Genomic DNA, 22,243 nt, shown 5'->3' with positions numbered 1-22,243 from the left:
CCCTTTAGGCGAAATCTTTGGCATAAGCGTTCAGCGCGGCTTTGATCTTGTCTTCAAGCTCGCCCTTCACCTTGCGGTCATTGTTGGTGATATCGGCCAACAGATCTGCATGGTTGGAACGCAAATGCTTGAGCAAGCCCGCCTCATAGCGGCCCACGGAATTGACCGGGATCTTGTCCAGGTAGCCCTTGGTGCCTGCGAAGATGACGCAAACAATTTCCGCGCCGGTCAGCGGCGAATATTGTGGCTGCTTCATCAATTCGGTCAAACGCGCGCCACGGTTCAGCAAAGCCTGGGTCGAGGCATCAAGGTCGGACCCAAACTGTGCAAAGGCCGCCATTTCGCGGTATTGCGCCAATTCCAGCTTTACCGGGCCAGCAACCGATTTCATCGCATCCGTTTGCGCCGAAGACCCAACCCGCGACACCGACAGACCGGTGTTCACAGCCGGACGAATGCCCTGATAGAACAGTTCTGTCTCAAGGAAAATCTGGCCGTCGGTGATCGAAATCACGTTGGTCGGAATAAACGCCGAAACGTCGCCGCCCTGGGTTTCAATGATCGGCAGCGCCGTCAGCGAACCCGAACCATGATCGGCGTTGAGTTTCGACGACCGCTCCAACAGGCGGGAGTGCAGATAGAAAACGTCGCCCGGATAGGCCTCGCGCCCTGGTGGGCGGCGCAGCAACAACGACATCTGACGATAAGACACAGCCTGCTTGGACAAGTCATCATAGATGATCAGGGCATGGCGGCCATTGTCACGGAAATACTCGGCAATCGAGGTCGCGGCATAGGGTGCCAAGAACTGCATCGGTGCCGGGTCGGATGCGGTTGCAGCCACCACGATTGTATAGGCAATCGCGCCGGTTTCTTCCAGCTTCTTCACCAACTGCGCCACGGTCGAGCGCTTTTGCCCAATCGCCACATAAACGCAATACAGCTTCTTGCTTTCATCATCGCCAGCGGCCTTGTTATAGGACTGCTGGTTCAGAATGGTATCAAGCGCAATCGCGGTTTTGCCGGTCTGACGGTCGCCAATGATCAACTCGCGCTGGCCACGGCCAACCGGAATCATCGCGTCCACCGATTTCAGGCCGGTTGCCATCGGCTCATGCACCGACTGGCGCGGAATGATGCCGGGCGCCTTCACGTCCGCAATCGCGCGCTTGGTTGTGCCAAGCGGGCCTTTGCCGTCAATCGGGTTGCCCAAGCCGTCAACAACGCGGCCCAGCAGCTCATCGCCCACCGGAACGTCCACGATGGACTTGGTACGTTTTACCGTGTCGCCTTCCTTGATCGAACGGTCATCGCCGAAAATAACGATACCGACGTTATCAACTTCAAGGTTCAAGGCCATGCCGCGGATACCACCGGGGAATTCGACCATCTCACCGGCCTGAACCTTGTCCAGCCCGTGAACGCGGGCGATACCATCGCCAACGCTCAAAACCCGACCGACCTCGGAAACTTCGGCATCCTTGCCGAAGTTCTTGATCTGGTCCTTCAGGATCGCAGAAATTTCAGCTGCTTGGATACCCATTTATCCGACCTCTTTCATTGCATTCTGGAGTGCCGCGAGCTGCGCCTTGACCGAGGTGTCGATCATGGTGGAGCCCAGCTTGACGATCAGACCACCGATGAGGGATTCATCGACAGCGGTTTTCAGTTTCACATCCTTGCCGACACGCGCTTTCAGCGTCGCGGCGAGTTCTTTGGCCTGTGCAGCGCTCAGCTTGGCGGCGGATGTAACCTCGGCGGTCACCTCGCCTTTCTCACTGCTGATCAAATCATGCACAATGCTGGTCAGGTGCGGCAGCACAAAGAGACGGCGCTTTGACGCCATCAATGCCAATGTGTTGCCCATCAGGGTTGATAAACCCATCTTGTTTGCAATCGCGGCAATCGCACCCGCCTGATCGTCGCGGCTATAAACCGGCGAGGCAATCAAGGCCCTCAGGTCGGCAGAGCTGTGCAAGGCGGCATCAAGGGCATCAATGTCGCCCTCCAACGCCTTGAGGCTCTTGCTTTCCTTCGCCAACTCAAAAAGAGCGGTGGCGTAGCGGGCAGCAATGCCGGAGGAGATCGAAGCTGATTCTGACACGTCATCCCTTCCGAAATAAGCCCCGTACCGCAGCGCATCTTCAACGCACGACACAAGAGCATCCCAAGGCGCATACTTATGCATGCGCCTGAATTTTGAAGCGGTGTAGCAGAGGCGGATTTCTGCCGCAACCGTCAAGAAAAGGTAAATTGCACGTGAAGGGCGCTAACATGGCACAACAGTGCCGCGCAGCGCAGGGATTGGCCATCAAAATCGGGCCTTGTGCCTGCGTTTCGGGCGGTCGTCGCAGCGGTCCAGGCATCACATTCAGCCTGTATTGCTTTTGCAACCAGAATTCCGCCGTGTCGCGCGGGCCATTCGTGCCGACAAGGTCGCTGATTCTTGGGCTGATACGAACATATCTGCACCATTCAGCCGGTCTGATCGCCGCCATCGCGCAACGCGGGCTCTGGCGCGCCTTGCCCCATGCCCTCCAGCACCCGCAGCGGGCGGCGTACCACAGCACCCAGCCCACCGGGCCTTGCTGCCCTGTGCTGCTTGGAGACTTCAACCATCAGCACGCCACCGGCCAAAAACGGTGCAAACCGCCGGCCGTTACGTTCAAAGAAATCCGATGTGCGCAGCCAGAACGGATGCGCCGAGGGCGGCGCATACAGTGCCGAAGCGCTGCGCTCGACCACAAAATTATGACGCTGCAACTGGGCCTCCAACTGCCCCATTGAAAACGGACGGCCAAAGCCAAAGGGGGTGCCATCGCGCCGCGCCCACAGCCCCGACCGGGACGGCACAACAAACAACGCCTTGCCCCCCGGCCCCAAAACCCGCGCAGCTTCGTCCAGCACCGCCGAGGGATGCTCGGATGTTTCCAGCCCATGCATCAAGATCAACCGATCCACGATGCCCGTCGTCAGGGGCCAGGCGGTTTCCTCGCACAGCACCGACACATTCATCATGCCCGCAGGCCAAGGCATCACCCCTTGCTGCGCAGGCATCAAGGCCACCACCCGGCGCGCATCGGCCAGATAAGGCCGCATCAAAGGCGCGGCAAAACCGAACCCCGCCATGGTTTGCCCGCCCGCGCTTGGCCACATCCGCACCACCGTATCGCGGATTGCACGCTGCGCCACCCGGCCCAATTTGGTCCGGTAGTAAAAATCGCGAAGGTCGAGTACGTCAAGATGCATTGCAGCCGGGGCCTTTTTCGGGCGAAGTTACCTGACCATACCTAAAGAAAGGCAAAAGACCATGGCACTTGACCTGATTACCATTCCTTGCTTGTCAGATAACTACGCCTTTCTGATTCACAACCCCGCCACCGGCGACACCGCTTTGGTCGATGTACCCGAGGCGGCCCCCATTCTTGCAGCGCTGTCAACGCGGGGTTGGTGCCTGACCGACGTGTTGCTGACCCATCATCACTGGGACCACGTCGACGGTTTGCCCGATCTTCTGGCGGGCCTGACCGACAGGCCACGGATCTGGGGCGCGGGTGCCGATGCGCACCGTCTGCCGCCCCTTGATCACGCCCTGGCCGATGGGCAAACCGTGACAATCTGCGGCGAAGAGGTGCAGATTTTTGACGTGTCCGGCCACACCCTTGGCCATATCGCCTTTCACTTTCCCACCACACAGGCGCTGTTTTCGGGTGATAGCCTGATGGTCATGGGCTGTGGACGCTTGTTCGAGGGAACGCCGGCGCAAATGTGGGCCAGCCTGCAAAAGCTTGCCCCCCTGCCCGATGCGACCCTGCTTTTTTCCGGCCATGAATATACCGCAAGCAATATCCGTTTCGCTTTGTCCCTTGAACCGGAAAATCCGCAGCTTATCTTACTGGCAGAGCGGGCGGCGGATTTGCGCAAAGCAGGCAAGCCCACGCTCCCGACCGAACTGGCACAAGAACGTAAAACCAATCCGTTCCTCCGCGCCCCCAACCCCGACATGAAGGCTGCCTTGGGCATGGCCCACGCTGCACCTGTCGACGTATTCACCGAAATCCGGGCACGAAAAGACAAATTCTGATCGCCCCGTCTGCGCAACCGATCACTTTTTCCAACGGAAGCGACAGAAAGCGTAAATAATCGGAAATAAGACTTGAAGCCGCCGAAATAAAACCGAACCTTAACAGTATGGGGCCATGGTCAACGGGTAACGCGCCCGAAAGCCAGCAGAACACGAGGAGCACAAAACCGTGCCATCATTTTCCACGACGCTAGAACAGGCAATCCACGGCGCTTTGGCACTGGCCAATGCACGTCGCCACGAACTCGCCACGCTGGAACATTTGCTTCTGGCGCTGCTTGATGAACCCGATGCGGCCCGCGTGATGCAGGCCTGCTCGGTTGATCTGAAAGAATTACGCAAAACCCTGGTCGATTTCATTGATGATGATCTGTCGACCCTGACCACAGATGTGGACGGGTCCGAGGCCGTACCGACAGCCGCGTTCCAGCGCGTCATCCAGCGCGCCGCGATCCATGTGCAATCATCTGGTCGCAATGAGGTTACCGGCGCAAACGTGCTGGTCGCGATTTTTGCCGAACGCGAATCCAACGCCGCCTATTTCTTGCAAGAGCAGGATATGACCCGCTATGACGCCGTAAACTTCATCGCGCATGGCGTCGCCAAAGACCCCGCTTACGGCGAGGCACGCCCGATCACGGGTGCCGAAGACCATATGGAAACCCCGAAAGGTGAGGCGGGGGAAGCCAAGGAATCGGCGTTGTCAAAATACTGCGTTGATCTTAATGTCAAAGCCATAAAGGGTGATGTTGACCCGCTGATCGGCCGCGAGGCAGAGGTAGAGCGCTGCATTCAGGTGCTGTGCCGCCGCCGCAAAAACAACCCGCTTCTGGTGGGTGACCCCGGCGTTGGCAAAACCGCAATAGCGGAAGGTCTGGCCTGGAAAATCGTGCGGGGTGAAACGCCCGAAATCCTGTCGAAAACCACTATCTACAGTCTCGACATGGGGGCCCTGCTTGCCGGAACGCGCTATCGCGGCGACTTTGAAGAACGCCTGAAGGCCGTTATCAAAGAGACCGAAGATCATCCCGACGCGGTTCTCTTTATCGACGAAATCCACACCATCATCGGCGCGGGTGCGACCTCTGGCGGGGCTATGGATGCCTCGAACCTGCTGAAACCAGCCCTTCAGGGTGGAAAGCTGCGCACCATGGGCTCCACCACCTATAAAGAGTTCCGCCAACATTTTGAAAAAGACCGCGCGCTTGCGCGCCGTTTCCAGAAAATCGACGTGAATGAACCCTCGGTTCCAGATGCAATCAAGATCCTTATGGGGCTAAAACCGCATTTTGAGGAACATCACGACCTGCGCTACACTGCCGACGCGATCAAATCGGCGGTGGAATTGGCCGCGCGTTACATCAATGACCGCAAGCTTCCTGATTCTGCGATCGACGTGATAGATGAGGCTGGTGCCGCACAGCACCTTGTCACCGAATCCAAACGTCGCAAAACCATCGGCACAAAAGAGATCGAAGCCGTGGTTGCCAAAATCGCGCGCATCCCTGCCAAAAACGTATCGAAAGATGATGCAGAGGTGCTTCGTGATCTGGAAAAGTCGCTCAAGCGTGTGGTGTTTGGCCAAGACAAGGCAATCGTCGCGCTGGCCTCGGCAATCAAACTGGCGCGTGCTGGCCTGCGTGAGCCGGAAAAGCCAATCGGAAACTACCTGTTTGCGGGCCCAACCGGCGTTGGTAAAACCGAAGTGGCCAAGCAACTCGCCAACACTTTGGGGGTGGAACTGCTACGCTTCGATATGTCGGAATATATGGAGAAACACGCCGTTTCCCGCCTGATCGGGGCACCGCCGGGCTATGTCGGTTTTGATCAGGGCGGCATGCTGACCGATGGCGTTGACCAGCACCCGCATTGCGTCTTGCTGCTTGATGAGATGGAAAAGGCGCATCCGGATGTCTATAACATCTTGCTGCAAGTCATGGACCACGGAAAGCTGACCGACCATAACGGCCGGTCCGTCGATTTCCGCAATGTGATCTTGATCATGACCTCGAACGCTGGCGCGCAGGAAATGTCCAAATCCGCCATTGGTTTTGGCCGTGACCGTCGGACCGGCGAAGATACCGCTGCCATTGAACGCACGTTCACGCCAGAATTCCGCAACCGACTTGACGCGGTCATCAGCTTCGCCCCCTTGGGCCGCGAGGTTATTCGGCAGGTTGTTGAAAAATTCGTTCTGCAACTCGAAGCCCAGCTTCTGGACCGCAACGTCCATATCGAGATGTCCGAGGAGGCCGCGAATTGGCTTGGCGAAAAGGGCTATGATGACAAAATGGGCGCGCGTCCACTGGGCCGTGTGATCCAGGAGCACATCAAAAAACCACTCGCCGAAGAGCTTCTCTTTGGAAAGCTGATGAAAGGTGGTGTGGTCAAGGTCGGGATGAAGGACGGCATGGTTGATCTTAGCTTTGAAGAACCAAGCAAGCCGCGCATAACAGGGCGAAAAACCCCGCTCTTGACGGCAGAGTGACTATCCTTGCCTTGAGGCCTTCCTTACCTATTGCTGCCTGAAATCAAAGATTTCAATGCGTTATGTGACAGGCCTTAGTTCAAATCAAAGGCAAAACGCTATGGCCCCCGTATTGGCCCCCGGACACGCGGGGGCCAACCAAAAAACAGAAAACGCCCAAGGCACACGGGCCCCAGGGTTTTTACCTGAATATATTGCACAATCAGGCATATCTGCCGCCCTGCCCTCAGCGCTCGGTCAGCTTCAATTCAATCCGGCGGTTTTGCGCCCGCGCTGCTTCGGACTCTCCTGACATAACGGGCTGCCACTCGCCAAACCCTGTCGCGGCCATTCTTTCGGGCGGAAACCCCAGATCGTTTTGCATGAAGCGAACCACTGAAAGCGCGCGGGCCTGGCTCAACTCCCAATTGTCGGCAAATGCGCCCTGCCCCGAAAGCGGTACATTATCGGTATGGCCATCCACTCGGATAATCCAGTCGATCCCCTCCGGTATCTGCCCAGAAACCTCTCGCAGCGTAGCAACGACTCCTGCAATTTGGCGCTGGCCTTCCGGTGCAAGATTGGCCGAACCGGCCTGAAACAGCACCTCGGATGAAAAGACAAATCGGTCACCCACAATCCGAACGCCGTCACGTCCGGCCAAAACCTCTCGCAGTTGGCCAAAAAATTCAGATCGAAAGTTCTCCAGCTTTTTGGTTTCGGCCTGCAAACGCTTGCGCTCGGCCTCCTCCAGCTCCGCGCGCTTTTTCTGCTCGGCCGCGACTTGCGCCAAAGCCGTGTTCAACTGGCTTCCCAAAGTATCAAGCCGAACCCCTGCCGCCAGGTCCTTGGCCGATGCTGCATCCAAAAGCCCCTGAAGCTGGCCAAGCTGGCCGCGAAGCGCTGCGATTTGTTCGTTCAAAACGGCGACGCGCCGGGCATTCTCAGCTGATTTTGCCTCTTCATCCACCAAAGCCGCGCGGGCCGTCGCCAACAAAGCATCTTTGCCCGTCAGTTCGGCATCCGATTGGTTTGCCGCTGCCTGCGCTGCCGCCAAAAGGGTCAGCGTTTCTTCGGCACGTTTGCGCTGTTCCTCCAGCGCCAAAGTCATTGCAGTAAGCTCGGTCTCAGATGCGGCAAGCTTGGCCCGCAACGCTTCGGCCGCAGCCAGATCCGCAAGCCGCGCCTTTTCTTCCTCGCCAAGCTCTGCTTGCACCCCGTCCAGCCGGCTGCGCAACGCCTCGGCCGCGGCACGTTCGGCCAGCAGTGCGGCCTGCTCTTGGGTCAGCGCGGTTTCAACCCCGTCCAAACGCCGTCGCAATACCTCGGCCGCAGCAAGCTCTGCCAGTCTGGTTTTCTCGGCATCGGTCAGGGCGGCTTCCATTTCGGCCAGTCTTCCCCGCAGCTCGTCCATATTCTGGCTCGCTGCCTCGGCCAATATGAGTTTTTTTTGGAGCTGCGCAACCTCGGCTGCCAGCGCTTCGGCCTTGGCCGTGGTTTCAACCTGCGCCGTTGTTGCAGCCCCAAGCTGTGCGGCGAGGACCACCAATTCCGCCCTGCGAAGTCTCGGCCGTGCCTTCGGCTTCGGCCAGTCGCGCAAGCGTATCGGCAAGGCTGGCCTCGCCATCCTTCAACCTGGTTTTCAGATCGGCGATCATGGCATCCAGCGCCTCGCGCCGGGCGGCGGCCAGCCGGGCGGCCTCAGATTGCGCGTCAATCTCATCGCGGGCGCGGGCAAGCGCAAGGTTCAGCGCCTCTTGCTCGGTGATCAGCCGGGTTTGGGCGGCCTCCAAATCAGACACGGCGGCGGTCAGGGTTGCTGCCTGCCCCCGCGCGGCATCTCGTTCGGCCAATAAGCTGGCGACCTGCAATTCAAAGCTGCTGATGCGGGCGCTGGCTGCGTCAAGCTCGGCCTGACGCTCGGTCAATTGCCCCGAAAGTGCGGCGACAAGCGCCGATTGTGCAGCGCCTTCGGCCCGCGCCACTGTCAGGTCCTCGCCCAAGCGGCCCACTTCGGCAGCCAGACCATCGGCGCGGGTCCGTTCCAGCCCCAAGGCATCCGCAAGCCCCGCGACCTGTGCCGCCAGGCTATCAAGCTCATGCCCCTGGCTGTCGATGGTTTCGCGCAACACCGATTGCACGATCATGAAAATTGACAGCACGAACATCAACACCAGCAACAGCGCGGTCATGGCATCAACGAACCCCGGCCAGATAGAGCCGTTCATCTTTTGCCCCGACCGCCGGCTCAGTGCCATCGCCTAGCCCCGCCCCGATGCGCTGCGCGAAAGTTGCCGAACGGCGTTGGTCAGCCCGCCAATATCGGCGCGCAGATCGGCCACGCTTTCTTGGCGGCCTGCCGAAATCTCTTCCAATATCCGCAGCAATTGCACGTCGATGGAGCGTAGACGCAGCCGGTTTTCTGCATCTGGCCCCTCTTCGCCCGATTTGGCGATGATCGGTGCATAGCTTTCCTGAACTTCGGCAATCCGCGTCAAAAGCCCGGTTTGCGTGGTCGCAATCTGCGCCAGTTGGTCCTGGATATGGCTGCCGCTTTGGACCTTTTCAGACAGATCCCGGACCGCTTCGGCCAGGCTTGCCAGCCGGTCATCGGCCAGGCTGCGCGACTGATCGGCCTGTACAAACAGGTTTTGCAGGGTTTCCAACTGGCGCGCCACCTGGTCCATGACGCCGCCAAGACCCGCGATATCGCCACTTTCACTATCGCCGGCAGAAAAGCCAAGCCGGGTGATTGACGACAGCCATTCTTCCAACTCGCGGTAGAAGCGGTTTTGGCCATGGCTGGCAAACAGTTCCAACAGGCCCACGACCAAGGATCCCGCAAGCCCCAACAGCGATGAGGAAAACGCCGTTCCCATTCCGCCAAGCTGCGCCTCAAGCCCGCCCATCAGCTTGTCAAATACCTGCATCCCCGTTTCGCCCTCTTGTGGGGCAAGGTTGCGAATGGTTTCAACCACGGCAGGAACGGTGGTGGCCAGGCCGTAAAACGTGCCCAAAAGCCCCAAGAAAATCAGCAGATTTACAAGGTAGCGCGTAATGTCGCGGGCCTCATCAATGCGGGTTGCGACGGAATCGAGGATGGACCGCGACGACGATGCCGAAATCTGCATCCGCGCGCCCCGGCTGCGCAACAAGGCCGCAAGCGGGGCCAAAAGGCGCGGCGCGTGAACCTGCTGAACCTGCGGATCCGGGCGGGTAAACCCAAAGAATCCAGCGCACCGATTGCATCAACTGCAGCACCTGCCAAAAACAAGCCAATATCCCGAAAATGAACACCATGGCGATAAAGCCATTCAGCCAGATATTGGCCAAAAACACGCCCGACAATTGCCCCCACGCCACGAAAGCGCCAAGGGCAACAAGCACGACCACGACCAGCATCAGAACAATCTGACGGATCGGGTGGGTAAACGACAACTCAGCCTCGGTGGTGGTCCTGTCCATTCGGCGCGTGCGACCCTTCTGGTTTGCTTTGGGTTAACTTAGGGCCGTAAAGCCCCGGTGCCAACCATCATTTCGCGTCTTGCCCGCGCAACTGATGCACACGGGCACAGAGCCATTCCAAATCTTTATCCCCGATGCCCAATTTGGCAAGATGGGACGCGGTGTTGAACAGATACTCGTAATTCGGCCCGCGCCCGCCAATCGCCTGTGCGATGATCCGCGCCTGTTCTTCCAGCGCAAGGGTGCAATATTGGTCATGCGCGGGGTCGATGACATAGCACAGCGCCGTCACTTCGGCGCAATCGTCAAACTGCAAGGGCAGCCAATCTTCCAGATAAGCCGATGAAACCAGCTCACGCTCACGCAGGATGCCGAGGGTTTCCCCTTCGGCCCCATCCGCCACACGAAAGGCCACACCTGCACAAAATGCCGAGGCAGCGCGGTCAAGCGCAAGGACAAGGCCGGGATCACCGACCGTGCCGCGATGATGGATTGAGCGCATGCAAAAGCTGCGATGCCAGCCATTCAGCCGGGCGACGCGCTGTTCCGCCACCGGAAAGCCGGGGTTCCATACCAGCGATCCATATCCGAAAACCCAAAGTGGCTTTTGCATCTGCTGGCCCTCCGCTGCTTGCCCTTGTAGACAGCAAATGCGGCGGAATGAAAAGAGGGCGGCGACATGCGGTGGTTGACGGGGCTGATTGTGGTTTTGGGCTGCCTTTGGGGTGGGTATTGGTTTGTCGGCAAGCGCGGCTTTGAAGCGGCGGCACGGGGCGGGTTTGAAACGCTGCGCGCCAGTGGCAAACTTGCCACAAATAGCGGGCTGGAAGTGCACGGCTTTCCCAACCGCTTTGATCTTACGGTGACAGAGCCGCGCTTTGCCGATCCGGCCACCGGATTTGCCTGGCAAGCGCCGTTCCTTCAGATCCTGAGCCTGAGCTATAAACCCTGGCATCTGATCGCCGCTTTCCCGACCGAGCAACGCCTGGCCCTACCGCCCGAGTCGATGGTGATACGGGCAGCCAAATTGCAGGCCAGTGTGATTTCAAAGCCACAATCCTTGTTGCCGCTGGACCGTCTGACCTTGGTGGGCGAGGCATTGGAAATCATGGGGGACAGCGGTTGGACCGTAAAGGCCGAGGCCGTGCAATTCGCGACCCGACTGGATGAAAGCCGGACGGATTGGCATGAACTCGGGCTGAACCTGAGCAATCTGATACCCGATGCCCGCTTGATGGCGCTGTTTGACGGTGTTTTGCCTGCGCAGGTGGAAATGATCCGGGTGGATGCCCATCTGGGCTTTACCGCCCCGATTGATCGCATGGCGTTGGCCACACAGCCGCAGATAGCCGCGCTGGAATTGGATGATTTGCGTGTTGATTGGGGCACAATGCATGTGACGGCCAAGGGCCGCATGATTGCAGATGCGGCCGGGTTTGCCGAAGGTGATCTTGTGCTGCGCCTGGAAAACTGGCGCGCCGTGCTGGATGTCGCCGAGGCAATCGGGCTTTTACCCCCGGATCAGCGCAAGCCTTGGGAGCAGGCGGCACAATTTCTGGCAACACAGTCGGATGGGGTGGAAACCATAGAGCTGCCGCTGCAATTCAAGAACGGCCTGACGCGCCTCGGACCTTTCTCTGTCGGCACCGCGCCACGCCTGCGTTAAAGCGTTTCAGGAAATACAAGATACAGTGTCAAAGCGGCTCGCCTTGACGCCTTCCTCACATATCGCTGCCTGAAATCAAGGATTTCAACGCCTTATGTGAGAGGCCCTGTGCCAAATCAAAGATGAAACGCTGTAATCGCCACTGCCCCCGAGCGTTTAGCGCGACAGAGTGTTGACGAGTCAGGTTTTTTGCCAAAGCGCTGTAACCTGCCGCGTGGAAACGCCCGCTATTTGCAATAGGCGCCGCTGCGGTGCTTGGCGGTATCCAAGTGGAGATGATCGGCATGATAGCCATCCGATCCGGGGCCAAGCGTAGTGCCAAAAATGCCACAGGCCCCCTTGTGCGCGGCACGGATAGCCTTGCCACGATTGGTCTTGAAATCCTGTAAAACCGTTACCTCGACACCACTCGCCAACTTGAACCCTGCAATATCAATGGCTTTGCCGCGCCCATGTTCGCTTATCCGTGCGCCTTTTTTGTTGTTTCGCCCCCGGCAGGCGTAATGTGCGGCGACCTGCAGGCTGACGACTTCATTACGGCCAAACGCGGGTTTCACTTTGGTCGTCACCCATTTGCGCAGCGCCCGCGCCGTATCGCAATCCAGCGTGGCGGGCATACTAAGGGCAACCCCATCCACCTCGGTAATGCGCACGGGGTTTTCTATGCCGCAGCCATCCTGCGCGCCGTTGACCTCGGGGATAGCGGTACCCTGAATAGCGCTGTCTTTGCAGACTGCCCCGCTGGCATATGTCTTGGGGGCTTGCGGGTCGGAACGCTTTGGCTGCTCTTTTCCTGGCCTGAAAAGCGTGGCCAGCCCGCCCCGTTTCTTGGGCGGGGGCATCGGGGTACTCAGGCTGCTCAGGCTGGCTGGTCGGGGCAATGGCCGGATGGAACTGATGCGCAGTGCACTGCTTTCCCCGACAAGCTCGGCCGTAACGGGTGCGGCAAGCGTTGGGCGCGGCATTGGCCGGATAGAAGACATCTCGGCCAGGACCGGGGCCGCAGCACAGCATAGGACAATCAGGAACGGGGCAAGCGCCCTCATGGCTCGCCCGCAGGCTTTGCTGGCGCCGACAAGTTTGCGCCACGCCCAAAATCAGGGGCGTCAGTATCTTGGCCCGCCTGGATGATGCTGCGCCGAATGGCGCGCGTGCGGGTGAAATAGGCATGCAGATGCGCGCCATCCCCCTTGCGGATCGCGCGTTGCAGGGCGAACAGCTCTTCGGTAAAGCGGCCCAGAATTTCCAGCGTGGCGTCCTTGTTGGTCAAGAAGACATCGCGCCACATCGTCGGGTCAGAGGCCGCGATACGGGTGAAATCGCGAAAGCCTGCGGCAGAGTATTTGATGACCTCACTATCGGTAACACGGCGCAGATCATCGGCCACACCAACCATTGTATAGGCGATAAGATGCGGCGTGTGGCTGGTTACGGCCAATACAAGATCATGGTGCGGGGCGTCCATTTCATCAACATTGGCCCCCATCGCCTCACACAGACGGCGCAAGCGGGCCAATGCATCCGGGTCCACGCCTTCGGCGGGGGTCAGCAGCCACCAGCGGTTTTCAAACAAGGTGGCAAAGCCGGACCGCGGCCCCGAATGTTCGGTCCCGGCAAGCGGATGGCCGGGAATGAACTGCACCCCTTGCGGCATATGCGGGGCAACGGCATCAATCACGGCCTGTTTAACCGAACCAACATCGGTGACAGTGGCGCCGGGTTTCAGATGCGGGCCAATCTGGGCTGCAATGCTTTCCATTGCCCCGATCGGCACTGCCAATACCACCAGATCAGCGCCCTGCACCGCCTCGGCCGCAGTGTCATAAACCGCGTCACAAAAGCCAAGCTCCATCGCCGCATCTCGGGTTTCAGACGATTTGGCATGGCCGACAACGGTGCCAGCAAGCCCACGTTGGCGCATCGCATACGCCATGGACGATGCAATCAGGCCCAGCCCGATCAGGGCAACTTTCTGATAGATCATCGTCATCAGCGTTTGCCCTTGAACTGGGCAACGGCATGGGCAACCCGGCGGCACGCGCTTTCATCGCCCACGGTAATTCGCAGGCAATGCGGCAGCTTATAGCCTGCAACCCGGCGCACGATCAGCCCTTGGTCACGCAAATAAGCGTCACAGGATTCGGCCTCGGCGGCATCAGAAAACCGGGCAAGCACAAAATTGCCCAGCGAGGTATCAGACGGCACGCCAAGCTCTGCCAGCGCCTCGGCCAGCCAGACCCGCAGACGGGCGTTGTCTGATCGGCAGCGGGCCACATAATCCTGGTCGCGCATCGCGGCCTCGGCGGTATCAAGCTGCGTGTTGGACAGGTTGAAGGGCCCCCGAATACGGTTCAGCACCTCAATGATCGCTTTGGGCCCATAGCCCCAACCAATCCGCAACCCCCCAAGCCCATAGATTTTTGAAAAGGTCCGCGTCATCACCACGTTCTCACGCGCCTCGATCAATGCCAATCCGCCATCATAGCCATCGACATATTCGGCATAGGCGCCGTCCAGCACCAAGATTGCCTGTGGCGGCAAACCATCGGCAAGCTCGGCAACCTCGGCGGCGGAAATCATCGTACCTGTGGGGTTGTTGGGGTTGGCAATGAACACCAGCTTCGTGCGTTTCGTGCAGGCGGCAAGCAAGGCACCGATGTCGGTGGTCCGTTCACGTTCGGCCACCTCAACCGGGGTCGCCCCTGCGGCCATGGCCGAAATGCGGTACATCAAAAAGCCGTGCTCGGTAAAAAGCACCTCATCCCCCGGCCCTGCATAGGCTTGGCACAGGAAATGAATGATCTCATCGCTGCCAACGCCGCAAATCACCCGATCCGCATCAAGATGCTGCATTTCCGCAATCGCTTCGCGCAATGCGGCATGGTCGGTGGATGGGTATCGGTGCAGCTGATGGACCGAGCGCGAAAACGCCTCTTTGGCCTTGTCGGATGGCCCCGCCGGGTTTTCGTTGGATGAGAGTTTGATGGTGTTGGACTTGCCCGCGACTGTGGCGGCACCACCTTCGTACAAAGTAATATCCATGATTCCCGGCTGCGGCCGAATTTCAGACGTCATAACCATGCTCCCCCAAGGTGCCGGGCAGTGTTAGCGCCTTGTGGGCAGCCTGACCAGAGCCCGAATGGCCCCAAAACCGGTCACAGAGCGAAAACATCCTATCCATCGCAGACGAAAGCCCTACTTCTTTGACTGCGCCTTCACCTCGCGTTCGATTTTTTCCCGCAACATGCTTTCGATTCCCGCCGACAATTCCCGGTCACGTCGCAGCGCGGCCTCGCCCAAACGATCCAGTTGCTTTTCATTGCTCGTCCCGTCGCTGGCGGTCACCGCCGAGACGACATAGGTTTCGATCGCCTTGTCACGCATCCCCTGAGACATTTCCTTGACAAAAACGCCGTCAATATCGCGCATCTGCTTTACGACAAACTCAACCGTTTTGGCATCATAGATCTTGCTCAGATCCTTGACCACCTTGGCCCGGATGGATGGCGTCAGCTTTTCCGTGACATGCGCGGCGACCTTGCTGTCGGCCAGGCCTTCAAACTTTATCAGGCTTTTGAAGGGCGCACAGGCAAAAACCGGGGCCATCAGCGATTTCAGCACCGCCTGCTCTACCTCTTGCATCGACGGGGCCTGACCTTTTTCAAGCACCGGCTTGAACAGCCCAACCACTTCCTTGGCCGCGTTCGTCACCAGTTCTTGCGCGGCTTTGGTATCCAGAAACTTGGTCAAAAATGCATCAACCGCCTTTTTCCCGGCTGGCGTTTTCATCATTGGGCCCAGCTTTGCCGCAAAGGCCTTATGCGCCCGCCCCGCAAAACCTGCGCTTAACTTGCCACCAACTGCGCCCGCGATCCCCGCCACAATGGAATTTGACAGAACCTTCCACGCCGACCCCGGCACGCTTACGTTTGACCCGGCCAGATGCTCGCCCAATTCCCCGGCAGAGGTTTTCATCGCCTCGGTCGCCGCAGCGGCGGCGGCATGGGCGGCAGCCGGGTTTTTGAATTTTGGCAACATCCGCGCCGTCATATACATTTCAACGGCAAAAAAGGCACTTTCGCGCACTATTTCAAGCCGTCCAACGATAAGACCAGCGGTGCTGTCGCGCGCGTTGCACCATTTATCATAGGCCTTATAGCCCGCGTTTATCAATTTGATAGCACGCGGCAACCGGGCATTGACCTTGGCCCAATCAGGCTTTGGCCGCTGCACAAGGCATATCAGATCATGTGCCGCATCACAGGCCGCGTTGATCTCATTGAACGGCGGTTTAGCGGCGGAATTGAGCGAACGCACCGTGAATTCAGCAAAGGCCATGGCCAGGCTATCGGCACCAGACATGACCTTTTCCGCGTCATAGAGTATGCTGCGCCAAATATCGGCGCGATTATACATTGCCGTAAACTCGTTAAGGCAATCCTTGCGGTATTGCTCTTCCTTGCGATCAAATTCGGCCTGTTCAACGGCTTTTCGCTTACCATTTTCAACAATTTCAATCCGTTTGGCCAGCGCATCCGCATCGGCCTTGATTTTGGCATCCAGCGCGCCAACACCTTTGGCCCAGGTTTTACCGCCCGGGTCGACGATACCGTCAGGCTTGCTGAAACCAAGGGCCGATTTTTGAAAGGATCGTATCGCCGAGATCAGGCCGCCGCTGCACTTGCCATCCACCTTGACGCCATGACCATTGGCAATCAGCATAAGCTGAACCAATTCCACATCCGCAGGCTTGTTGGAAACGGTCTTGAATTTCTCATTCTTTTTTTGGGGATCGGGTTTGGTGATACGGTTTTTGTCGCCCACAGGGGCGGAAATTGACGTTGCCATAATAAATCTCACACTTGAAAATGAATGAGACAAGGATAGCCGGGTTCGGCCCTGAAGCAACATAAAAAAACGCCACCCGGTTGGGCGGCGTTTTCCTTTGTCTTGCAAACTGGATAAGCCGGTTCTTGGCTTAGTTCTTGGCGTAGTATTCGACCACGAGGTTTGGTTCCATCTGAACCGGATACGGTACATCGCCCAAGGTTGGGGTGCGCACGAAAGTCGCGGTCATTTTGGAGTGATCAACTTCGATATAGTCAGGCACGTCGCGCTCTGCCAGAACCACGGCTTCCAGCACGATGGCCAGTTGCTTGGACCGGTCACGCACAGCGATCAGGTCGCCTTCCTTGCAGCGATAAGAGGCAATGTTTACGCGGTTTCCGTTCACGGTGACATGCCCGTGGTTCACGAACTGGCGCGCCGCAAACACGGTTGGCACGAATTTCGCGCGGTAAACGATAGCATCCAGACGGCGCTCCAGCAAACCAATGAGGTTTTCACCCGTGTCGCCTTTGACGCGCTCGGCCTCACCATAGATCTTGCGGAATTGCTTTTCGGTCAGATCGCCGTAATAGCCCTTCAGTTTTTGCTTGGCGCGCAACTGCGTGCCAAAGTCGGAAAGCTTGTTCTTGCGGCGCTGGCCGTGCTGGCCCGGGCCATATTCGCGCTTGTTCACCGGGGATTTCGGACGGCCCCAGATGTTTTCGCCCATACGGCGGTCAATTTTATGTTTGGCAGAGGTGCGTTTGGTCATCTCTGATCTCCTTCGTTATAGACATGAAGGGCGTTGTCCTTCCCCGTTGACTGATCCCGAAACCAGGGCAATCGCGGGTGACAGGTTTCCCCTTGCGGGGTCCACCAACACCAATGAAAACCCCCGGACGTGAATCCGGGGACAGGCGTGGCTTATACAGGCGGGCGGCGCCGTGTCAACCGCCCATGGTGTTTCGCCTTCAACTTGAAACAGGCCCTCTCACATACCGCATTGAAATCTGTGATGTCAGGCAGCGATATATGAGGAAGGCTTGAAGGCGAAGCCCTTCAAGCGGCCAGATCATGCCGCAAGATGGCCGCCTCAGACCCAGACAGGTTGCGCCGGGCATAATCGCCGTAATCATGCGGGTTTTCCGCCAGGCCAGGCAAAAGCTGCATCAGGTTGGCACGCTGCTGGGGCGCGACTGTATCAAGCGCGGTATTGGCGGGGTGAAAGCTTTCGGTTTCCAATCCATTGGCCCAGATCACCTGATGCCGTTCCAGCAAGATGTGAATATACGTTACCTCGCACAGGGTTTGATCAACGCAAATAGAGGCGTTGTTTATCAGATCTTCGGCTGAAACCAACACCTCGGGCGTGTTGAACAGCGCCAGGGCAGCAGGGCCTTGCACCAGCATCCGGTGCTGTGGCGAGACCAGAAGATCAGCATCCGGGCGGCCAAAGCCAAATGCGCCAGACATGAAACGAATAGGGCGCAGATGCGGCATGGCGTGCAAACGCGCGCCCGTCATGCGTCGCATCCCGACCCACAGGATTTTCTGGATACCGTTGTCTTTGGTTGCAATCTCGTCGCCGGGGCGCAAATCTTCGATCCGGCTGGTACCGTTTGCGGTGCGGATGGCCGTTCCGGGGGTAAAGCAAATCACCCCACCCGCTGCGCGCGCACCGACCACTTGCGCCGTCCGGTCAATCGACATGCGAACCACCCACAAATCCAGATTTGCAGGCGGCATTTCATCCACAAACATCAACAGCCGCCCGCCGGCCTCCTGCCCCTCGATAAGCGTCACACTATAGCTTTGGGTGCCATCGGTCACGACAAACCCACGTTCGGGGGCATCATGCCCCTGCGTATCCTCGGATAGGTCGGGCCTGCCCTCGTCTGCCGTTGTGCTTGCCCCGATAAGACGCCGCACCATGCGCGCCGCCCGTTTTCTGATATCCGCTGCCCCCAGCGCCCCGTCAAGAATCAAGACATCCTGCGCACCATCAACGCGTAGCGCGTCACCTGCCCAGCGCCACGATGCGCCAACAGCAAGATCGCCCAAAGGTGCGGCCTTCAGGCCGTCTGTTTCCGTCTGTGACCAAGAGATAACGAACGTGCCACGAATGCCCGTTCCCATTGCTTGTTTGCCTGCTCATTTATTATTTATTATCGCTAAAATCGTAGCAGGCAAGACGCCGCCTGACCATGCCAAGGGCGCGCAAATCGCAAAGAACCGCATATCTTGGGGCTGAAATGCAACAACTGCGCTTCACCAACGGTCGGGCTCCACGATCTTTTCTGGCGGCGTAACAGGCTGCAGTATTGCTGCCACGCATTGCCCAAATCGTCGCTGGGCCACGGCTATGGCGTTTCGCCTTTAACTTGAAACAAACCCTGTCACATAAGCGTTGAAATCTGTGATTTCAGGCGGCGGTATGTAAGGGCGACTTTGAGGCGAAACGCTTCAGGCCATAATGTCATGCGCTTTGCCATGCAGGCCAAAGGGCCGGTGCAAAAGGCCGGTCAGGGGCGGCGATCCTTGTACTCTGCAGGGTCAAAGGCGATAAAAAACGCATATGCAAAATAGACCGCAACAATGGCACAAAGCGCAGCCCAGCCCGGACTGCCAGCGACCAGCTCAAGCACCAACCAGCCAATTGCGATGCCCACGGCAGCGATTCTGCGCCACAGCGGCAGAAAAAACGGGTGGCGCAGGTCAAAGAATTTCATCGTTCCGCTTTCGCTGTCAGACATGTTGCGGCGCAAAGGCCACGCCAGCCCTTGGCTTAGGAGGCCTGCGCAATCAAATGCCGCACCCATCTTGCCGATGCATAGGTGGCGGGCAGCCCCAAGGGCAGGCACCACCAAAGCGCCGTAACGGGCGACATTGCAGGCAAACCAATAGCTTGGCCCAAAAGGCCAAGCATAAAGAGGTTGATTGCGACTGCCGAGGTGGCAAAGGGCCATAAAAGCACCCCCAGAAACCATAGGCTTTTAGTGGCTGGTGCCGTCGCTGAATGAGATTTTGTTCCAGACATTGTATTTCCCCGAAGGTTTGCGCATCGGCAGGCGCTTCACCTCTTCCAAGCTAGCGGAATCATAGACGATAACCGCGCCATCGTCTTCCCAAATCGACACAAGCGCATGGCGACCATCCTTGGTGAACTCGGTATGGGCTACAGTGCTGCCCGGTGCCGGGTCAAGGGTGCGGATAATCTCAAGGCTTTCCTTGTCAATGATATGCATCTTGCCCTTGTTGGGGCCAAAGAACACATCTGCCCAGACATAGGCCGAATTTTCATGACTGCGCAGGAAAAACCCCGGCCCTTCCATCTGAATAGTCTTGACCAGCTTGAATGTTTCAAGATCAATCACCGACAACACGCCTTCTTGCAGATGCGGTGTCGCCATGACTTTGCGGCCCTGGCTGGTCCATGTGATGCCAGAGCCCAGATGCGGCATGCCCGGCAGCGGCAGTTCGGCAATCTCACGGCCCTGATCAAGGTTCACCACCACGCCTTTGTCGCCCTCGCGGTTGGTGCCGATCAGGTTGCTGTAATCCGGGGTGAAAAAGAAATCATCCAAAGGCGCGCTGATCTTGATGCGACGACGGGCAAACAGGCCCTCCTCCTCAGATGCACTTTGCGCAGCGGCCACCGGCACAAAGCCCGCGTGAAACGCTGTGCCATCCGCGCTTGTGGCCACCTCCCAGATTTCCGGCACATCCTTTAGCGCCAGCACAAAACTGCTGCGCTGCGGGGCTTGATAGACCGCCGAAACCCGGCTTGGCGTGCCATCATCGCCAGCAATGTCTATTGTGCGCGCCACGCTCAGATCTTCGGTTGACAGAACCGTCAGCGTGCGCGGCAAATAATTGGCAACGGCCAGCCATTTGCCATCATTGCTCATCGCGATATTGCGGGAATTCAGGCCGGCACGCACCCGGCCCACCTGTTGCAGCGACCAGATGTCATATTTCTGCACCCAGCCATCGCGCGACATGATGAACACATAGCGCCCATCGGGGCTGTATTTCGGCCCGCCATGCACGGCAAAGGGGGTTTCAAACCGGTCCAGCACCTCAAACGTGTCGCCATCCAGTACCGAAACATGGTGATCGCCGGTTTCAACGACCAGGGTTATATTCATCGGGTCGGCGCTGAAAACCGGGGCTGTGGCCGCGATATAATCCGCGTCCAGACTGCGGGTAGAGGCGATATCCGCAACGCTCCAGCTTGGCGCCTCGGCCAAGGGCGTTGCGATATACGCCGCAACGGCGTTGATCTCGGCGGCGTTCAACGTCGCTTTGAACGCGGGCATTTGCGTTGCCACCCGCCCGCCCGCAATGATCGCCTCCAGCCCCTCGCCGCGCAATCGGCCAAGGCTTTCGGGGATCAGTGCGGGGCCGGTGCCGCCCAGCCGGGTTTCGGCATGGCAAGACGCGCATTGATCGGCATAGATCATCGCACCGTCAGGCCCGGCAATTGCCGTTGTAGCAAGGGTGCTTGTTGCAAGCAGACTAAAGAAAACGATGGGCCGGATCATGGCTTTTGCCTCGGAAAGGGGTAACGGTCAGGCGATCAGCGTCATCAACGCCAATCTCGGCATTCGACAGATAGCAGGCGGGGTCTTCGGCCCATGGATCACCCGTGACCTGCAAGGCGCGAATACGGGTATTGCCGCCACATACCATCTTGAAGGCGCAGGCCCCACAGCGCCCTTTCAGCGGGCGCGGGCGCTGGCGCAGAGTTTCCAACATGGCATCCGCCCCTGTCCAAAGCGATGAAAACGTATCTGTTTTCACCGATCCGACCGTGTAATCCGACCAATAGGTATCGGGGTGCACTTTGCCTTGCGGGTCGATATTGCCCACACCAAGCCCCGAAGAATTGCCGCCCCACGCCTCCAGATGCGCACGGACATGGGCGGTTTGCTCCGCGCTGAAATTCGCCGCAACCCATTGCAGGAAATAAACCGCATCGGCGTCGTTATTGCCGGTCACCACCTCAAGGTCCTTGCCCTCTTGGATCGCCTCCCACGCCCGCGCGATCAGCACATCCATCGCGCGGCGGGTGTGGTCATGCACAGTATCTTCACCGCGATTCTTGTCGCCCCGCCCGGCATAGACCAGATGCGACAGATAGAATTTGTCGACGCCCTCGGCCTCGCACAGATCCAGCATTTCGCCCAGGTGATGGCCGTTTTGCTCGGTGATGGTATAGCGCAAGCCAACCTTTACGCCGCGCGCCTTGCAGGCCCGCACCCCGGCCATCGCCTCATCATAGGCACCTTCAACGCCGCGAAACCAATCATTCGTGGCCCCGATACCGTCAATCGAAATCCCGACATAATCAAAGCCAAGATCGACAATCCGGTCGATGTTTTCTGCAATCCGCGTGCCGTTGGTCGACAGCGACAAGTGCCGAAACTTCAGCGCCTTGGCGCGTTCGGCCAAGGTAAAAAAGTCAAACCGGCTGAGCGGTTCGCCCCCCGAAAGGATCAGCGCCGGAATGCCAAAGGCCTTCAGATCATCCAGCACGCCCAAGGCTTGCTCGGTGGTCAGTTCCCCCGGAAACGGCACATCGGCCGAAGTGGTATAGCAATGGCGGCATTTGAGGTTACAGGTGCGCGTCAGGTTCCAGATCACGACGGGCTTCACCCCGCCCGGACTTATGCGTTTGCGCACCGGGGTCGGTGCCACCAATTCGCGCATGTATTGGGTCAATCGAAACATC

General features: G+C 58.4%; 16 protein-coding genes and 2 pseudogenes. 3 read left to right on the top strand and 15 right to left on the bottom strand.

Translation table 11 applies throughout. The annotated features are described in order from the left end of the window. Positions 1–4 precede the first annotated feature (4 nt). From atpA to VDP61_RS05645, 3 genes are all read right to left on the bottom strand, one after another. Positions 5–1,543: a F0F1 ATP synthase subunit alpha gene (gene atpA / locus VDP61_RS05655; RefSeq protein ID WP_323005962.1), complete on the bottom strand. Its 1,539-nt coding sequence runs from the start codon at positions 1,541–1,543 to the stop codon at positions 5–7. Continuing rightward, positions 1,544–2,104, bottom strand: a complete 561-nt coding sequence (locus VDP61_RS05650; RefSeq protein ID WP_323006044.1) for a F0F1 ATP synthase subunit delta — start codon at positions 2,102–2,104, stop codon at positions 1,544–1,546. 371 nt (positions 2,105–2,475) lie between these two features. Further along, entirely contained in the window at positions 2,476–3,249 is a 774-nt protein-coding gene (locus VDP61_RS05645) for a methyltransferase domain-containing protein (RefSeq protein WP_323005961.1), read from the bottom strand. 61 nt (positions 3,250–3,310) lie between these two features. On the opposite strand from VDP61_RS05645, the gene gloB reads away from it, so the two are divergent. Then, positions 3,311–4,084 (top strand): hydroxyacylglutathione hydrolase, encoded by a 774-nt coding sequence (gene gloB / locus VDP61_RS05640; RefSeq protein ID WP_323005960.1) that lies wholly within the window; start codon positions 3,311–3,313, stop codon positions 4,082–4,084. 169 nt (positions 4,085–4,253) lie between these two features. After that, a complete protein-coding gene (gene clpA / locus VDP61_RS05635; protein WP_323005959.1) occupies positions 4,254–6,572 on the top strand; it encodes an ATP-dependent Clp protease ATP-binding subunit ClpA in 2,319 nt (772 codons plus the stop codon). A 226-nt stretch (positions 6,573–6,798) separates the two neighbouring features. On the opposite strand, the pseudogene VDP61_RS17825 reads toward clpA, so the two are convergent. From VDP61_RS17825 to VDP61_RS05615, 3 genes and pseudogenes are all read right to left on the bottom strand, one after another. Next, positions 6,799–8,809 (bottom strand): annotated as a pseudogene (locus VDP61_RS17825) (peptidoglycan -binding protein). A gap of 3 nt (positions 8,810–8,812) precedes the next feature. Next, positions 8,813–10,016, bottom strand: a pseudogene (locus VDP61_RS05620) (biopolymer transporter ExbB). 67 nt (positions 10,017–10,083) lie between these two features. Beyond that, positions 10,084–10,629, bottom strand: a complete 546-nt coding sequence (locus VDP61_RS05615) for a gamma-glutamylcyclotransferase (protein ID WP_323005956.1) — start codon at positions 10,627–10,629, stop codon at positions 10,084–10,086. Positions 10,630–10,695: 66 nt separating this feature from the next. Here VDP61_RS05615 and VDP61_RS05610 point away from each other — a divergent pair, with 66 nt between their 5' ends. Next, on the top strand, positions 10,696–11,682 hold the full coding sequence (locus VDP61_RS05610) for a DUF2125 domain-containing protein (RefSeq protein WP_323005955.1): 987 nt from the start codon (positions 10,696–10,698) through the stop codon (positions 11,680–11,682). Between the two features lie 227 nt (positions 11,683–11,909). On the opposite strand, the gene VDP61_RS05605 is transcribed toward VDP61_RS05610, so the two are convergent. From VDP61_RS05605 to nirJ, 9 genes are all read right to left on the bottom strand, one after another. Next, positions 11,910–12,728, bottom strand: a complete 819-nt coding sequence (locus VDP61_RS05605) for an extensin family protein (RefSeq protein ID WP_323005954.1) — start codon at positions 12,726–12,728, stop codon at positions 11,910–11,912. After that, positions 12,725–13,672 carry a prephenate/arogenate dehydrogenase family protein gene (locus VDP61_RS05600; RefSeq protein WP_323005953.1) on the bottom strand — a complete coding sequence of 316 codons (948 nt, stop codon included), beginning with the start codon at positions 13,670–13,672 and terminating at the stop codon, positions 12,725–12,727. Before VDP61_RS05600 ends, VDP61_RS05605 begins: the two co-directional genes overlap by 4 nt. Further along, positions 13,672–14,757, bottom strand: a complete 1,086-nt coding sequence (gene hisC, locus VDP61_RS05595) for a histidinol-phosphate transaminase (protein WP_323005952.1) — start codon at positions 14,755–14,757, stop codon at positions 13,672–13,674. Before hisC ends, VDP61_RS05600 begins: the two co-directional genes overlap by 1 nt. Positions 14,758–14,877: 120 nt before the next feature. Then, positions 14,878–16,530: a peptidoglycan-binding domain-containing protein gene (locus VDP61_RS05590; protein ID WP_323005951.1), complete on the bottom strand. Its 1,653-nt coding sequence runs from the start codon at positions 16,528–16,530 to the stop codon at positions 14,878–14,880. 130 nt (positions 16,531–16,660) lie between these two features. Then, positions 16,661–17,281, bottom strand: coding sequence for a 30S ribosomal protein S4 (gene rpsD, locus VDP61_RS05585; protein WP_323005950.1), 621 nt, complete (start codon positions 17,279–17,281; stop codon positions 16,661–16,663). Positions 17,282–17,568: 287 nt separating this feature from the next. Next, on the bottom strand, positions 17,569–18,645 hold the full coding sequence (locus VDP61_RS05580) for a Hint domain-containing protein (protein WP_323005949.1): 1,077 nt from the start codon (positions 18,643–18,645) through the stop codon (positions 17,569–17,571). Between the two features lie 386 nt (positions 18,646–19,031). Then, positions 19,032–19,238 carry a hypothetical protein gene (locus VDP61_RS05575; RefSeq protein WP_323005948.1) on the bottom strand — a complete coding sequence of 69 codons (207 nt, stop codon included), beginning with the start codon at positions 19,236–19,238 and terminating at the stop codon, positions 19,032–19,034. A gap of 264 nt (positions 19,239–19,502) precedes the next feature. After that, positions 19,503–21,053 (bottom strand): cytochrome D1 domain-containing protein, encoded by a 1,551-nt coding sequence (locus tag VDP61_RS05570; RefSeq protein WP_323005947.1) that lies wholly within the window; start codon positions 21,051–21,053, stop codon positions 19,503–19,505. After that, positions 21,028–22,242, bottom strand: a complete 1,215-nt coding sequence (nirJ, locus tag VDP61_RS05565; RefSeq protein ID WP_323005946.1) for a heme d1 biosynthesis radical SAM protein NirJ — start codon at positions 22,240–22,242, stop codon at positions 21,028–21,030. The genes VDP61_RS05570 and nirJ overlap by 26 nt, the downstream gene beginning before the upstream one ends. Between the last annotated feature and the right edge of the window lies 1 nt (position 22,243).

The organism is Pseudorhodobacter sp., from assembly GCF_034675685.1.
In the GTDB taxonomy this organism is placed as follows: domain Bacteria; phylum Pseudomonadota; class Alphaproteobacteria; order Rhodobacterales; family Rhodobacteraceae; genus Pseudorhodobacter.
The sequence above is the reverse complement of the archived record's forward strand: the minus strand, read 5'-3'. Positions and strand labels throughout refer to the sequence as shown.